This window comes from Neobacillus niacini (assembly GCF_031456445.1).
Classification (GTDB): Bacteria; Bacillota; Bacilli; order Bacillales; family Cytobacillaceae; genus Neobacillus; species Neobacillus niacini_I.
In genome coordinates, this window is record NZ_JAVDUQ010000008.1 from 123,719 (window position 1) to 137,802 (window position 14,084).

Consider the following 14,084-nt stretch of genomic DNA (forward strand, 5'->3'; position numbering starts at 1 on the left):
CATCCTTTTTCTATTTGCTATCCTCTGCCTCTTTTCGGGCAGCCCTGTGTGCTAAACGACTTGATGCTGCGGCAGCAATAGCACCGACAATATCATCAAGAAATGTGTGGCATTCACCGGTGGATTTATCATTTAAATGGGCAAGGATTCCTGGCTTCTGTTTATCAATATAACCGTAATTTGTAAATCCGATTGAACCGTAGACATTCACAATCGATAACGCAATAATTTCATCCACACCATAAAGGCTTTCGTCACGTTTAATAATGTCTTGGAGCGGCTCCTCTAACAGACCTTTTTCCGCTAGCTTATCGAGCTGAATCCCTGTTAAAATGGCGTTTTGAACCTCGCGTTTGGAGAGTACCCGTTCTACGTTGGCAATACAGTCCTCCATTTGTAAATTTTCATGATACTTATTTTGGAGAAAATAAACTAAATCGGCAATATCCTGAATTTCAACGCCTCTTTCTTTGATCCATCTACGAGCGGTTTCTTCAAGAATATCCATTTTTTTGTCTGCTGCCATACAATCACCTTTTCTATGAATTTTCACGATTGTTCTCTATATATTATTGATTTTTTCCATAACATATGCATTTTTTTCAAAATGAATTGAAAAACGGGAATCAACAAGTTTTTAAAGACCCCTACATATATATAAAGGAAAAAGAGGTTTCGAAAGAGGTGGCGGCATGCTCCAGAAATTACTTGAGAACCAATATGGAATAAAGGTTGACGAATATCTGAAATTAGATTCCTACGATGCATTAAGAGGAAATGGCTGGCTTTATTTAGTATCTAAGCCTGGTGGCAGGGAGGAAACGGATATTTCCGAATTGGAGAAAATAGCGGTGCATCTTAGAAACTATGGGGACCAGCATGTACCAGTCATCCTTTTATCAAAGGATGGGAATCTGATTACAACCTGGGAACAAAATAAATATTGTGTCCTGGCAAACAAGCAGACCGAAAAGCCGCAAAAAATAAAATTAGGCCGAAAACTGGCCAAATTCCATGAGCGCGGCAGAAATGTTCCCTTTCAAATTGAAAGAACAAGCAGGATAGGCCAGTGGAAGTCTCTATGGGAAAAGCGCCTGGAGCAAATGGAAAAGGTGTGGAATGGGCAGTTATTTCAACCCCCGGAAGATGAATTTGAGAAAATGTTTATTGAATCCTTTCCCTATTATTTAGGATTAACCGAAAATGCCATTCAATATTTAGTGGATACTGAAATTGATGATGACCCAATAGATTCTGATGCCGGGACTGTTTGTCATGAGCGGTTTTCAAAAAATTCATGGGGAAGAAATTATTATATTAAAAATCCGTTTGATTGGGTATTTGATCATCGAAGCCGAGATCTTGCTGAATGGACGAGGGAGCGCTATTTTCGCAACAATCAGACGTATGATCAGGAATTAAGGCAATTTTTCGAGGAATATCAAAGCATCGCACCGTTGTCATCCTTTTCTTGGCGGCTTTTATATGCCCGTTTATTATTTCCATTACATTATTTTGAGTGTGTTGAAAATTACTATATTACCCGTTCTGAGCAAGACAAAAAGCTTCTGGAGGAAAAATTAAGTAAAATCTTAAGGCAATCTTCAGAGTATGAACAATTTCTTGGGGGCTTTTACTTATTATCAGGAGCTCCGATTAAAAGACTGAATCTTCCACTTCCTGAATGGCTTATGATAAAATAATTTTACAAGTGAAAAAAGGAAGGAAACGCAATGAAACCTTATATTTATATAACAAGGAAGCTACCAGAAGAAGCAATAGCGCCGCTTCGGCAAAAATATGAAGTCAAAATGTGGGAACACGATGACGTTCCTGTGCCGAAGGAAATATTACTAGCGGAAGTCAAAAAAGCCGATGCCTTATTAACCATGGTATCCGATACCATTGATGAAAAGGTACTCAATGAAGCTGATAACCTGAAAATAGTGGCCAATTGTGCTGTTGGGTATGACAATATTGACCTTCCTGCGGCTGCCAAAAATGGTGTGGCCATTTGTAATACCCCTGATGTTTTGACAGATACAACTGCCGATCTGACCTTTGCATTATTAATGGCTGTATCTCGCAGGGTGGTGGAAGCGGCTGAATATACTAAAAAGGGACAATGGAAAAGCTGGAGTCCATTTTTATTAGCAGGACAGGATATTCATCATAAAACACTTGGAATTGTTGGGATGGGGAAAATTGGAGAGGCGGTAGCCAAACGTGCAGCGGGATTTGAGATGAATCTCCTCTACCATAATCGGACAAGGAAGCCGGAAATCGAACAGAAGCTGGGCACTGTTTATTGTACGTTTGAGGATCTTATTAAAAAGGCGGATTTTGTTGTCTGTTTAGCACCGCTAACCGAAGAAACTAAAAATATGTTTACCCTGGAAGTTTTTCAAAAAATGAAGCGTTCAGCCATCTTTATTAATGCTTCAAGAGGACCTGTTGTAAATGAACAGGGCTTATATCAAGCGCTTGTTACGGGGGAAATTACCGGGGCCGGTTTGGATGTTTTTGAAAAGGAACCTATTGATGCCGACCACCCATTACTTGGGCTTTTAAATGTTGTTGCACTCCCTCATATCGGAAGCGCTAGTGTTGAAACGAGAACAGCGATGATGAATTTAGCTATTGCAAATATTGAAGCGGTATTAGACGGTAAAAATCCTTTAACACTTGTGAATAAGGATTGGACGTCATGCACGAATTCTAAATAAAAAGAGCGATTGCCAAAAAGGCAATCGCTGTTATTTTACTAGAATACTTGTTCAACTTCGACAATTCCCGGAACCTCTTCAAGAAGTGCTCTTTCAATGCCGGCTTTAAGTGTGATGGTGGAACTTGGGCAGCTGCCACAAGCACCTAATAAACGAAGCTTTACAATTCCGTCCTCAACATCAACTAATTCACAATCCCCGCCATCGCGAAGAAGAAATGGCCGTAATTTATCTAATACTTCTTGTACTTGTTCTTTGATTTCTAATTCTTCCATTCCCATCGACTCCTTTCCTATCTATATTATAATGTGATTGACAGTAAAAATCCATTCCGAAGAAACTGGCAAAACACCCATTTAATCATATTCTTTCATTTTTAGGTAAAAGATGTTGTAAAATAAAAAGAAAAAACAAGGATGAATCAAATGGAACTTAATCAAGTAGAAATTGTATTATACGGTGCTGAACAGCTTTGCCCAAGCTGTGTAAATCTACCCTCATCTAAAGAGACGTTTGAATGGCTGGAGGCTGCTATTGCACGGAAATTTCCAGAACAGCCCTTTAAAATGACGTATGTAGATATTCATTTTCCTCCTGCAGAACCTGAAAAGCAAAGCTTCGCTCAAAAAGTGATTGAAGAGGATATGTTTTATCCAGTGGTTGTCATCAAGGACAAAGTGGTCGGCGAAGGTAACCCGCGGTTAAAAACGATTTTTTCTGAGCTAGAAAAGCATGGATACAAAGAAGTTTAAAAAAGAAGCATTCCCATTTAAAATGCGGAATGCTTCTTTTTATTTCATCACCCGTTATGGTATTTGTACATCCATAAGATACCGGATTTGATCAGGCGTGCAACACGTCCTGTAATCGCTGAATTTCCCATCATTCCAAAGCCTTGTTTCTTTCCAAGGGATCCAAGAATGCCTTTTAATTTGATTGGAGGGAACGATGCTGGCGGTTCTTCACCATTCCAACGTTTTCTCAATACCTCCACAATTTGCTCTGCTTGCCCTTCGGCTAATTGTGCACTTGGGGCATGAGGAAGGCTTGCACAGTCACCGAGAATATAAATATGTTCATCTGTAGGCAAGTTGTGCTGAGGAGTAAGGACCACTCTACCCATGTTATCTTTTTCCTCAGGAAAATCACGAACGACTTTGTTTGCTTGAATTCCTGCTGTCCAAACGATGACATCACAATCAATCGGCTCATCATGGTTATATATTCTTTTTTCTTCCACTTTTGTTATATTGGAATTGTTGATAATTTCAACATTATGCTTATCAAACCAATTTTCAACATATTTACTCAGGCGGTCAGGAAACGATGATAGAATATGCTTTCCTCTGTCAAACAACTTAATTTTAATGTCATCACGGCTTTCACTTAATTCACTTGCAAGTTCTACGCCACTAAGTCCAGCCCCAACAATACCGACAACGGATCCTGGAGGAAGATTATTTAAAACAGAATAAGTTTCACGGGACTTTCCAATGCTTTGAATACTGTAAGTAAATTCGTCTGCCCCAGGAACTCCATGATACTTGTCCTCACAGCCAAGCCCAATAATTAAATCATCGTAGATAATTGGTTCTTCATCTTTTAAAAGAACCTTTTTTTCTTCTCTTACGATTCCGGTAACTTCACCAAATTTAATATTTAACCGAGGATGTTCAGGAAAACATACACGAACCTCTTTATCGGAAATGGTTCCTGCTGCTAAAGCATAGTATTCGGTTTTAAGACAGTGGTATGGGACTCGGTCAACAAGTGTAATCGTTACGTCATCCGGAAGATTGTTTGGGAGGAGTTCGCTAAGAATTTTCATTCCGCCGTATCCCCCGCCAAGAATTACCAGGTTTTTCATTTTAAAATTTCCCCTTTTTTCAAACAATTGTATTCCTATTTTTAATGTTCCTTTTTTTATCGATTTATTGCACTTGGAAAACGGCAATAAATTGGAATAAAGGATTTAATGTTTTTAATAGTCAAGCGCTATTTCGCACAATTACGAGTATAGCTAAGATATGACGAAATAACAACAATTTTCATGTTTTCTTGACAAAATGAATTTGCTTTGCTAATTGACGATAATCCCCAAAAAGAGTACGATTAGTAGGTATGAAGAGGTGAAACCATTGATTAAACCAATCATTGAATTTTGTATAAGCAACTTAGCAAATGGCGCACAGCGAGCGCTTGAGATATTAGAAAAAGATCCGAATTTGGATATAATTGAATATGGGTGTCTCGGATATTGCGGGAAATGTGCCATTACTCTGTTTGCTCTAGTAAATGGGGAAGTAGTAACAGGGAAAACCCCTGAAGATCTTGTGGATAATATCTATCAATATTTGGATGAAAATCCAATGTTTTGAGAAAAGCGGAAGCGCCTTGTTCAGACCCGATATTGTAAGACTAGTCGATTGGCAAGCGTAGCGAAGCCAGAGACTTAGTCGCACTTAATGCGTACAGAAAGCGTTAGCTTTCTGTAGCCAAGTGCTGGAGGCCCTGACGGTGAAGTCGGTTTTTGACTTCATCGTCAGGGCCGAAGCAACCTCGAGGGGCTAGGCGCTGGAGCTAGACAATAAAGAAAGGAGCGTAAACCGCTCCTTTTTTCATTTTTTATCATATAATAGTAATTATAAACGAATTGGTTAAGTGGTTTATTTAAGTGGATATACTAAATTTAAGGAAAAAAAGGGGGAGTCATAATGAGTAAAGAGGTTGTTATTTTAACCGAAGCGGCTGCCATGCAAATTAAGGATATGATGAAGCAAAATGAAGAAGAAGGCGCCCTTTTACGTGTTGGTGTCAAAGGCGGGGGCTGCAGCGGCTTATCCTATGGAATGAGTTTTGATCATGAAGTGAAGGAAGATGATTTACATTTCGAACAGTATGGAATTCAAATCCTTGTCGATAAGGAAAGTGCTGCAATATTGCAAGGAACAAAAATTGATTATAAACAATCGATGATGGGCGGCGGGTTTACGATCGAAAATCCGAATGCGATTGCCTCTTGCGGCTGCGGATCTTCTTTCCGTACAGCATCGGCTTCAGGTACACCGGAGGAATGTTAGGAAGGACACAGGTGAAAGGCGTCCTTATTTCGGACGCCTTATGCCTATTAATTAAACATGGAAGAGCTGTGTAATGGCTGGACTTTTGCTTTTGGATCAATATATGCTTTTGCGTTGTTAACGGCAGTTGGCGCTTCCCCAAACCCGCAGGCAATTAATTTTACTTTTCCATCATATGTGCAAATGTCCCCTGCAGCATAAATTCCTGGAATATTTGTTTCCATTTTAGAGTTGACTAAAATCGAATTCTTTTCAATTTGCAAACCCCACTCTTTTATCGGTCCAAGTGAAGAGACAAAACCATAGTTACAAATGACTGCATCAACATCAATCGTAACTTTTTCTTCACCGTTTACAGTTTCAAGAACAACCTGCTTAATTCCGGAATTATCACCGATCAAATCTGCAGGAACATAGGAAGTTTTTACATCAACCTTTGAATTAAATAAGTTTTTAACACTATGTTCATGGGCACGAAATTTGTCTCTGCGATGAACAATCGTAACTTTTTCGGCAATCGGTTCCAACATCAAGGCCCAATCTACTGCAGAATCGCCTCCTCCAAATACTACTACTTTTTGGCCGGCAAATTTATTTAAATCTTCGATAAAGTAATGGAGGTTTTTACGTTCATATTGCACAGCACTTTCCAGTTCTAAGCGGCGTGGTTGGAAAGCACCGTTTCCAGCAGTGATCACCACCGTTTTTGAAAAATGAACCTCAGCATTTGTTGTTAATTTAAAAATACCGTCTTCTAATTTTTCTAGCTTTTCAACAGATTGTTCAAGCGCAACCACTGGATTAAATTTCGCCATTTGCTCTTTTAGGTTATTTACCAATTTTTGAGCGCGAATTTTTGGAAAACCGGCAACATCATAGATATATTTTTCAGGGTATAGCGCTGACAATTGACCGCCCAGTTGTGGTAAGCTCTCAATGATTTTCACTGACGCTTGCCGCATTCCTCCGTAAAACGCGGTAAATAGACCAACAGGACCTCCCCCGATAATGGTAATATCAAATACTTTTTGACCATTTTGCACTATGAATCCCCCCAGCTAGGTAGTAACAATCTCCATCCCAATCATAACATAAAAAGATAAATTGCTCACTTGAATTGCGGGGAATATTCACTCTATTGGCAATGTTTTATAAATTTATCATTTAATTGGCTTGTGTAAAATTGTTAAAAAAATAAAAAAAATCGCTTGAAAACTGGATGAAAAAAGCATAAGATGAATTGTGGATATATTGTTACTATTATGTGACAAAATCAGGACATTTTTAATTAAGAAAGTTTATAAGGAATTAGGAATACTGTTGTGAACCTCCTTGCTAGGAGAAACAGCTGCTGATTTCTTCGTACCTATTCGTGAAAAATATCACAAACATTTTCCTTGTTATTAAAATAAAAACGAAGAAATCAGTGGATGATAAAACAAATGGTTCATTAAAATAAAATAAAGGTGGAAGTGATCACTTTGAGAAAGCCAAAAATTGTTATTGTCGGGGCAGGATACGGTGGACTTATGACAGCCGTTCGTTTACAAAAATTATTAGGTGTGAATGAAGCGGAAATCGTGTTAATCAATAAAAATGATTACCATTACGAAACTACATGGTTACACGAAGCATCAGCAGGTACATTGCACCATGATAAAGTACGCTATGATATCCGCAATGTAATTGATCGCAGTAAAGTGGAATTTATCCAAGATACTGTTGTCGAAATTAACAAAGAAGAGAAGAAAGTCATGTTAGAAAATGACGCAGTTAATTATGACTATTTGGTCATTGCACTTGGCGGAGAACCAGAAACATTTGGAATTAAAGGATTAAAAGAATATGCATTTGGTATTACCAGTGTCAATTCCTCTCGTCAATTACGTGAACATATTGAATATCAATTTGCTACGTACAATATGGAAGAAGAGAAGAACGATAATCGTTTATCTATCGTAGTTGGCGGTGCTGGATTTACGGGGATTGAATTCCTTGGCGAATTAACGAACCGGATTCCTGAGCTTTGTCATGAATATGATGTAGATTTCCAAAAAGTTAGAATTACTTGTGTCGAAGCAGCACCAACTGTTCTTCCTGGATTTGATCCAGAACTAGTAAAATATGCTGTTTCTCAACTAGAGAGAAGAGGTGTAGAATTTTTAATCGGTACCGCGATTAAAGAAGCTACTCCTGAAGGGATTTTTGTTGGAAAAGGCGAAGAAGAGCCGTATGAAATTAAGGCTGAAACGGTTGTCTGGGCTGCAGGTGTTCGTGGTAATGCGATTATTGAAAAATCTGGATTCGAGGCAATGCGTGGACGTGTAAAAGTACAACCAGATCTTCGTGTACCAGGATTCGATGACGTATTTATTATCGGCGACAGCTCTCTTGTTATAAATGAAGAGATTAACCGTCCATATCCTCCAACTGCGCAAATTGCTATGCAGCAGGGTGAAGTTGTTGCTAAAAATATTGCAGCACTCGTTCGAAATAAAGCAGAGCTTGAAAACTTTAAATTTGATAATAAAGGTACTGTTTGCTCCCTTGGTGAAGATGATGCAATTGGTGTAGTCTTTGGTAAAAAAGTGACTGGCTCAAAAGCAGCCTTCATGAAAAAAGTGGTTGATAACCGTGCTCTTTATATGATCGGCGGTACATCACTAGTACTGAAAAAAGGGAAACTTAATTTCTTTTGATATGATGTTTTAATGAAAGGGCAGAGTATTCTCTGTCCTTTTTTTGTTAAAAATTTTCATAAAAAGTGAAAGTGGTGGATCTAATGAGTAAACGCGGCAAGGTTTGGCTGGCAGTCTCAGGATTAGTAAAGCATGAAGAAAAATGGCTCGTCGTTAAGAAACGATACGGTGGATTAAAAGGTCAATGGTCGCTGCCGGCAGGATTTGTTGATGAAGGCGAAACAGCGGATGAAGCTGTCATTCGGGAGGTCAAGGAAGAAACGGGTATCGAATGTGTAGTGAAAGGTTTAATTGGATTAAGAACAGGGGTAATAAAAGAAGAAGTAAGTGACAATATGCTCATGTTTTTACTTGAACCGGTTAATAATGTACAAATTATTCATCAAGACAGTGAGCTTTATGAGGCACGGTTTATGGCACCCGAAGAACTTCTGCATGAAAAGGAGGCTTCTATTCTTTTAAGCTACCTTATAAAACAAACGAATCCCTCTTTAATTCCTTGTAAAGATGGGTTGAATCCGGGCGATCAGTTCGGCTATACGGCATATAAAATATTTTTGTAATTTTTTGAAAATTAGAGGAACCGATAGAAAATGAAAGAAAACTTTCTATGTATCCGTTTTCTTATGGTTATTTGCTTGTTTTTCCCCCTTTCCTTTTTTTCATTTTCTTGATATATTATCAGAAAATTTAAAAAATAATCAAGGAGGATGAATACAGTGACTGTAAAAAACTTAGATACAAAAACATGTGATTATTGTTCTGGTAATGGTTATTTCCAACTTTTGCTTGGCGGTTCTGAAACTTGCTCCTGCTGTGAGGGAACAGGGAAAAAGCAGGAATAAACAAAGTTAACTGAGAAAATTTTGCTTCTTCGAATCTTTCGGAGGGCTATTTTTTTGCCGGCGCTTCTGCTTTTCCTTTTTCTATTGACTCCCTTTTGGACATTCAGTACACTTAAGGTTGATGTGTCGAAGGGGGAATTTCCAATGCAAATGAGCATTGTTGTTTTAATCATCTCGATGTTATTGTTTCTGGTATTATTTTTTGGAATTGGATTTATCCTTAATATGCTTCTAAGAATGTCTTGGATTATGGCGATTATTTATCCGATTGTCGCGATTTTAATTGTTGATAAAGTGCGTTTTATAGAATATTTTACTAATAGTAAGGCAGCATTCGAGCAGCTGGGACATCGATTCAGTTCCCTGGCAACAGCTGACGTCTTAATCCTAGCCAGTGGACTGGCAGGGGCAATTGTCTCAGGCATTGTCATAAAGCTTTTAAGGAAAAATGGATACCAAATGTTCTAAGACTTCTTACCATGGTAAGAAGTCCTTTTTATTTTCCCCTTTTTTGAATAATTCATTTCCACATGGGAAATGAATATTTTTGGAGGAGTGAAAATTTCTAATGAATATATTAAAAAATTGGGCTAAGCGCTTTATGATGACATGCCTTTTCATTCTAGCGCTTTTTGTAACCTATCAATCCATTTCTGGAGTGAAGGCCCAAACAATACTAAATTTTGTTGATCCGTTTATTTCGTCAAGTAAAACGGTGGCAGGTACAGTCCCACCGTTAGAAGAAGCCATTGATTGGTCTAAATATCCGAAAAAAACAGTTGTTGCGACGGGTTACACAGCAGGGTTTGAGTCAACAGGAAAATATCAGGGGCATCCTGAATATGGAATTACGTATTCGGGTGTAAAAGTGAAGCGGGATTTATTTTCAACCATTGCAGCAGATTTAAATGTTTTTCCATTAGGGACCGTTTTATTTATTCCCGGCTATGGTTATGGCGTAGTTGCGGATAAAGGCGGGGCGATAAAGGGAAATGAATTGGACCTGTATTTTAATACGGTTAAAGATGTTTACAACAAATGGGGTAAAAAGAAATTGGATATTTATGTAGTTCAAAAAGGAAATGGAAGTCTTTCTGAGCAGGAATTAAAAACATTAAATGAAAATAAATCCATGCAAGTATTCAGGCAGCAATATATCAATTCTGAGAAGAGATAAAAGCAGGCAACCGCCTGTTTTTTTCTATTTCTTTGATTCTCGAAAGAACTTATCTTTTTCGTTATAATAAAATCATTAAGATACTAGGGGGTAAAGCCATGTTTGACGTTAAAACAGAGTTTAATTTTTCAAATGAACATGAAGGTTTGGTCATTGGTCTTTTTGACCGGCCGGAAAAATTTACGGGTTTACTGGCTAAGGTTGATGAATTATTCGATGGACAACTTAGGGAACTTGTAAAATCGGGAGATATTTCTCCTAAGTTTAAAAGGATTAATAAAATACATACGTTTGGAAAAATGGGTGTAAAAAGAATTTGGTTTGTTGGTCTTGGAAAAGAAAAGGAACTCTCCTTTGAAAAAGCACGAGATGCATTTGGGCAGCTTTTTAAGACCATTAAAAAAGGGAACCTGGAAGAATTGGCTTTTCTTTTGGAATCGTTTACAACAGAGGAGTTTAACGGGCAGGATGCAGCCCACGCTGCCGGTGAAGCATTTGCCTTGGCTACATACGAGTTTAAAGGCTACAAACAAAAATCAAATGAACCTGAAAAGAGTTTAAAAAGCTTAACAATTTATAGTGATTCTTTTGACCAAGAGGAGCTAAAGGCATCATTGACAGTAGGTTATGCCTTTGGGAAAGGAACTAATTCAGCCCGGACGCTTGTGAACACACCGGGCAATTTGCTGACAGCTAGTGATATGGCTGATTATGCGAAGGAACTTGCTACTACTTATGACTTTGAAGTGGAAATTTTAGAAAAGACCGAAATTGAAAACCTTGGGATGGGAGCGTTCCTGGCGGTTAACCAGGGGTCCACAGAGCCGCCTAAAATGATTGTCCTTAAATATCAAGGGAAAGATGATTGGAAGGATGTCATTGGTCTTGTCGGTAAAGGAATCACGTTTGACACAGGAGGATATTCGATTAAAACAAAATCAGGGATTGTTGGCATGAAATCGGATATGGGCGGTGCGGCTGCTGTTTTAGGAGCAATGGAGATTATTGGGGAATTGAAACCAGAACAAAACGTGGTTGCTGTTATTCCATCTACTGATAATATGATCAGCGGCTCGGCATTTAAGCCTGACGATGTGATTACTTCAATGAGTGGTAAGACGATTGAGGTTCTAAATACGGATGCAGAAGGTCGTTTAGTGTTAGCTGATGCGGTAACATATGCCAAGCACCATGGTGCTGAATACTTGGTCGACGTTGCAACCTTAACGGGGGGCGTCATCACGGCATTAGGTCTGCATACGACAGGAGTCATGACCAATCATGAACAACTATATGAACAAGTCTTAGAAGCGTCAAAGGAGGCCGGAGAACGGATCTGGCAGTTGCCGATGTTTGATACGGAAATAGAAAGAGTGCGAAACAGTAAAGTCGCTGATTTAAATAATTCACCGGGAAGTGAGGGCCATGCACTTGTTGCTGGTGCATTTATCGCGGAATTTGCCGAAGAAACGCCATGGGTGCACTTGGATATTGCCGGAACCGCAACCACCTCAAAGGAGTCCGATCTCGGTCCAGCTGGTGCGACAGGTGTCATGACCCGTACATTGGCATTATTTGTTGAGCGTTTCGAGCCAATTGAAAAATAAGGTTTGGTCCCCTGGGTCTTCCAACGATTTTTTATATGTTTGCCCACTCAAAACAAATGGACTTCGCATATGAAATAGTGTAGGCAAGTATATGAGAGAGGGAGGTATGATGGCATGTACCCTTATCGATATCCCTATCCCGCTCATGATCAAAGATTTATCGGGTTGGGCTGGCCGTTGGCGATAGGTGGTCTTGGATTTTTGGGAGGATTAATTGGTGGCGGATTAGGTGGGTTTGCAGGAGCGGCATTAGGAAGCCGCCCGCCTTGGGGCTACCCCGGATTTGGTTATCCAGGCATGGGTTATCCAGGTATAGGTTACCCCGGATTCGGTTACCCAGGTTACTATTAACTATGTAAAAACAGCTCAGGCGGGCTGTTTTTATATTTGGGGATGATAAAGGTTTTCTATTTGTTTAAAAGAAAAATTTATTTAAAATGGAGATAAGTAGTGATTACATAAATTAGTTTTTAAGGAGAGTAGAAAATGATTAAAAACACCTTGATAGAGGCATTAGGGATTGAAATAACCCAGGTAGAGAAAGGGAAGATTATTGCAAGAATGCCGGTGGATGAACGTACAAAGCAGCCGTTTGGCTTACTGCATGGCGGGGCCTCGGTTGCGTTGGCGGAAACGGTTGCCAGTTTAGGTGCCTATGAATTGGTAGACAAAGAAACACAGGGGGTTGTAGGACTAGAAATAAATGCGAACCATGTAAGGTCCGCTTCGGAAGGCTATGTGACAGCTGTTGGAACCGTCCTACATCAGGGAAAAACGACAATGGTATGGGATATTAAAATAAGCGATGAAAAGGACCGGCTTGTTTGTATATCCAGATGCACAATGGCGGTTATCTCATTAAAAAGATAAAGTACGAAAAGGATGAGTTGTCTTCATCCTTTTTTCTTTGGGTAATTTGTAGGAAAATTTCAAAAAATCATAACGATTTCATGTTATAATAAAAATTAATAAAAAATTTCTTATATGTACAATTTTTTGTACAGGTTCCTTTATATAATGTAGTAAGAAGTTTATTAGAAAAGGTGGTGAAAATGATGGGAAAACGGCATTGTTTATTTATTGATTTTGAATTTACCATGCAAGAAAGAAATGTCCGGATGAAGGAGTTTTATCCTGAAATTATTGAAGTTGGTATTGTTTCTGTATTAGAGGATCAAATTATTGATCAGTTTTCATCCTATGTGACCCCGCTTAAATTTCCTACGCTTTCAGAACGCTGTAAATCATTTCTACATATTTCTCAGGAACAGGTAAACAAAGGGATTACTTTTTTTGAATTAATTCGAAAAATGGAGGAGTTCAACAAAGGGTATGATCTAACAATTGTTACTTGGGGGAATATGGACATGAAGGTGTTGCGCCATAATTGCCTTGCAGCTAGAATCCCGTTTCCGTTTCATGCAGCTGAGTTGGATCTATCCATGGAGTATAAGCGATTTTTTGGTGATCAAAACCAAACAGGCCTATGGAAGGCGGTCCAAGAGTACGGCAAGGAAGGGACAGGCAGACACCATCGTGCACTTGATGATGCATTAACCACTTATAATATATTCAAGCTTGTTGAAAAGGATAAACGCTACTTGGAAAAACCTAAACCTACGACGATTGGTGACCGCGTAGACTTTTCAAAACTATTAAATGAATTTGCATAAAAGGCCAAATCATTCAAATTGATTTGGCCTTTTATGTTACCGTCATCATAAGAGTTAATTGGCGACAGTTTGGGTTGAAAAGCCAGTAAAAGTATCGCCAATAGCCCCGATTGGAGACAGTTTGGGTTGAAAATCAGACAAAAATTTTCCCTTTTTTCCAGTAAAACCAGCTCGGACGGGCAATGAAACAGACTTTCTTTTCCCTTTTTCCAGTAAAACCAGCTCGGACGGGCAATGAAACAGACTTTCTTTTCCCTTTTTCCAGTAAAACCAGCTC

At 38.9% G+C, this 14,084-nt stretch carries 18 protein-coding genes and 1 pseudogene; 14 read left to right on the forward strand and 5 right to left on the reverse strand.

Annotated elements, in window-relative coordinates; translation table 11 throughout:
- Positions 1–10: 10 nt before the first annotated feature.
- A complete protein-coding gene (locus tag J2Y67_RS09910; RefSeq protein ID WP_396954063.1) occupies positions 11–508 on the reverse strand; it encodes a phosphatidylglycerophosphatase A family protein in 498 nt (165 codons plus the stop codon).
- Positions 509–692: 184 nt separating this feature from the next.
- Between J2Y67_RS09910 and yutH the strand changes: the two genes are divergently transcribed.
- Positions 693–1,703 (forward strand): spore coat putative kinase YutH, encoded by a 1,011-nt coding sequence (yutH, locus tag J2Y67_RS09915; RefSeq protein WP_310173399.1) that lies wholly within the window; start codon positions 693–695, stop codon positions 1,701–1,703.
- Positions 1,704–1,733: 30 nt separating this feature from the next.
- The gene (locus tag J2Y67_RS09920; protein WP_310173401.1) at positions 1,734–2,726 is read left to right on the forward strand and encodes a 2-hydroxyacid dehydrogenase; all 993 of its coding nucleotides are present in this window, start codon (positions 1,734–1,736) and stop codon (positions 2,724–2,726) included.
- 38 nt (positions 2,727–2,764) lie between these two features.
- Here the strand turns inward: J2Y67_RS09920 and J2Y67_RS09925 are convergent.
- Positions 2,765–3,056, reverse strand: a pseudogene (locus tag J2Y67_RS09925) (NifU family protein).
- 95 nt (positions 3,057–3,151) lie between these two features.
- On the opposite strand from J2Y67_RS09925, the gene J2Y67_RS09930 reads away from it, so the two are divergent.
- Positions 3,152–3,478: a YuzD family protein gene (locus tag J2Y67_RS09930; protein ID WP_310173403.1), complete on the forward strand. Its 327-nt coding sequence runs from the start codon at positions 3,152–3,154 to the stop codon at positions 3,476–3,478.
- A 47-nt stretch (positions 3,479–3,525) separates the two neighbouring features.
- Here the strand turns inward: J2Y67_RS09930 and J2Y67_RS09935 are convergent, their stop codons facing one another.
- On the reverse strand, positions 3,526–4,593 hold the full coding sequence (locus tag J2Y67_RS09935; protein WP_310173405.1) for an NAD(P)/FAD-dependent oxidoreductase: 1,068 nt from the start codon (positions 4,591–4,593) through the stop codon (positions 3,526–3,528).
- A 271-nt stretch (positions 4,594–4,864) separates the two neighbouring features.
- Between J2Y67_RS09935 and J2Y67_RS09940 the strand changes: the two genes are divergently transcribed.
- Together J2Y67_RS09940 and erpA are read left to right on the forward strand one after the other, a co-directional pair.
- Positions 4,865–5,104: a YuzB family protein gene (locus J2Y67_RS09940; protein ID WP_310173407.1), complete on the forward strand. Its 240-nt coding sequence runs from the start codon at positions 4,865–4,867 to the stop codon at positions 5,102–5,104.
- Positions 5,105–5,440: 336 nt separating this feature from the next.
- Positions 5,441–5,806, forward strand: a complete 366-nt coding sequence (gene erpA, locus J2Y67_RS09945; protein ID WP_310173408.1) for an iron-sulfur cluster insertion protein ErpA — start codon at positions 5,441–5,443, stop codon at positions 5,804–5,806.
- 47 nt (positions 5,807–5,853) lie between these two features.
- On the opposite strand, the gene J2Y67_RS09950 is transcribed toward erpA, so the two are convergent.
- Entirely contained in the window at positions 5,854–6,849 is a 996-nt protein-coding gene (locus J2Y67_RS09950) for an NAD(P)/FAD-dependent oxidoreductase (RefSeq protein ID WP_310173409.1), read from the reverse strand.
- Between the two features lie 438 nt (positions 6,850–7,287).
- On the opposite strand from J2Y67_RS09950, the gene J2Y67_RS09955 reads away from it, so the two are divergent.
- From J2Y67_RS09955 to kapD, 9 genes are all read left to right on the forward strand, one after another.
- The gene (locus J2Y67_RS09955) at positions 7,288–8,505 is read left to right on the forward strand and encodes an NAD(P)/FAD-dependent oxidoreductase (RefSeq protein WP_310173411.1); all 1,218 of its coding nucleotides are present in this window, start codon (positions 7,288–7,290) and stop codon (positions 8,503–8,505) included.
- Positions 8,506–8,588: 83 nt separating this feature from the next.
- Positions 8,589–9,068: an NUDIX hydrolase gene (locus tag J2Y67_RS09960; RefSeq protein ID WP_310173413.1), complete on the forward strand. Its 480-nt coding sequence runs from the start codon at positions 8,589–8,591 to the stop codon at positions 9,066–9,068.
- Positions 9,069–9,215: 147 nt separating this feature from the next.
- Positions 9,216–9,350 (forward strand): YuiA family protein, encoded by a 135-nt coding sequence (locus J2Y67_RS09965; RefSeq protein ID WP_310173414.1) that lies wholly within the window; start codon positions 9,216–9,218, stop codon positions 9,348–9,350.
- A gap of 144 nt (positions 9,351–9,494) precedes the next feature.
- Positions 9,495–9,818 carry a YuiB family protein gene (locus J2Y67_RS09970; protein ID WP_310173416.1) on the forward strand — a complete coding sequence of 108 codons (324 nt, stop codon included), beginning with the start codon at positions 9,495–9,497 and terminating at the stop codon, positions 9,816–9,818.
- Between the two features lie 100 nt (positions 9,819–9,918).
- Positions 9,919–10,527 (forward strand): 3D domain-containing protein, encoded by a 609-nt coding sequence (locus tag J2Y67_RS09975; protein ID WP_310173418.1) that lies wholly within the window; start codon positions 9,919–9,921, stop codon positions 10,525–10,527.
- Positions 10,528–10,625: 98 nt separating this feature from the next.
- Positions 10,626–12,134: a leucyl aminopeptidase gene (locus J2Y67_RS09980; RefSeq protein WP_310173420.1), complete on the forward strand. Its 1,509-nt coding sequence runs from the start codon at positions 10,626–10,628 to the stop codon at positions 12,132–12,134.
- A gap of 114 nt (positions 12,135–12,248) precedes the next feature.
- A complete protein-coding gene (locus tag J2Y67_RS09985) occupies positions 12,249–12,485 on the forward strand; it encodes a hypothetical protein (RefSeq protein ID WP_310173422.1) in 237 nt (78 codons plus the stop codon).
- A gap of 135 nt (positions 12,486–12,620) precedes the next feature.
- Positions 12,621–13,004: a hotdog fold thioesterase gene (locus tag J2Y67_RS09990; protein ID WP_310173425.1), complete on the forward strand. Its 384-nt coding sequence runs from the start codon at positions 12,621–12,623 to the stop codon at positions 13,002–13,004.
- A 185-nt stretch (positions 13,005–13,189) separates the two neighbouring features.
- Positions 13,190–13,807 (forward strand): 3'-5' exonuclease KapD, encoded by a 618-nt coding sequence (kapD, locus tag J2Y67_RS09995; RefSeq protein WP_310173427.1) that lies wholly within the window; start codon positions 13,190–13,192, stop codon positions 13,805–13,807.
- A 54-nt stretch (positions 13,808–13,861) separates the two neighbouring features.
- Here kapD and J2Y67_RS10000 read toward each other — a convergent pair.
- Positions 13,862–14,084: hypothetical protein (locus tag J2Y67_RS10000; protein WP_310173429.1), on the reverse strand; the 223-nt coding region annotated here is incomplete at its 5' end.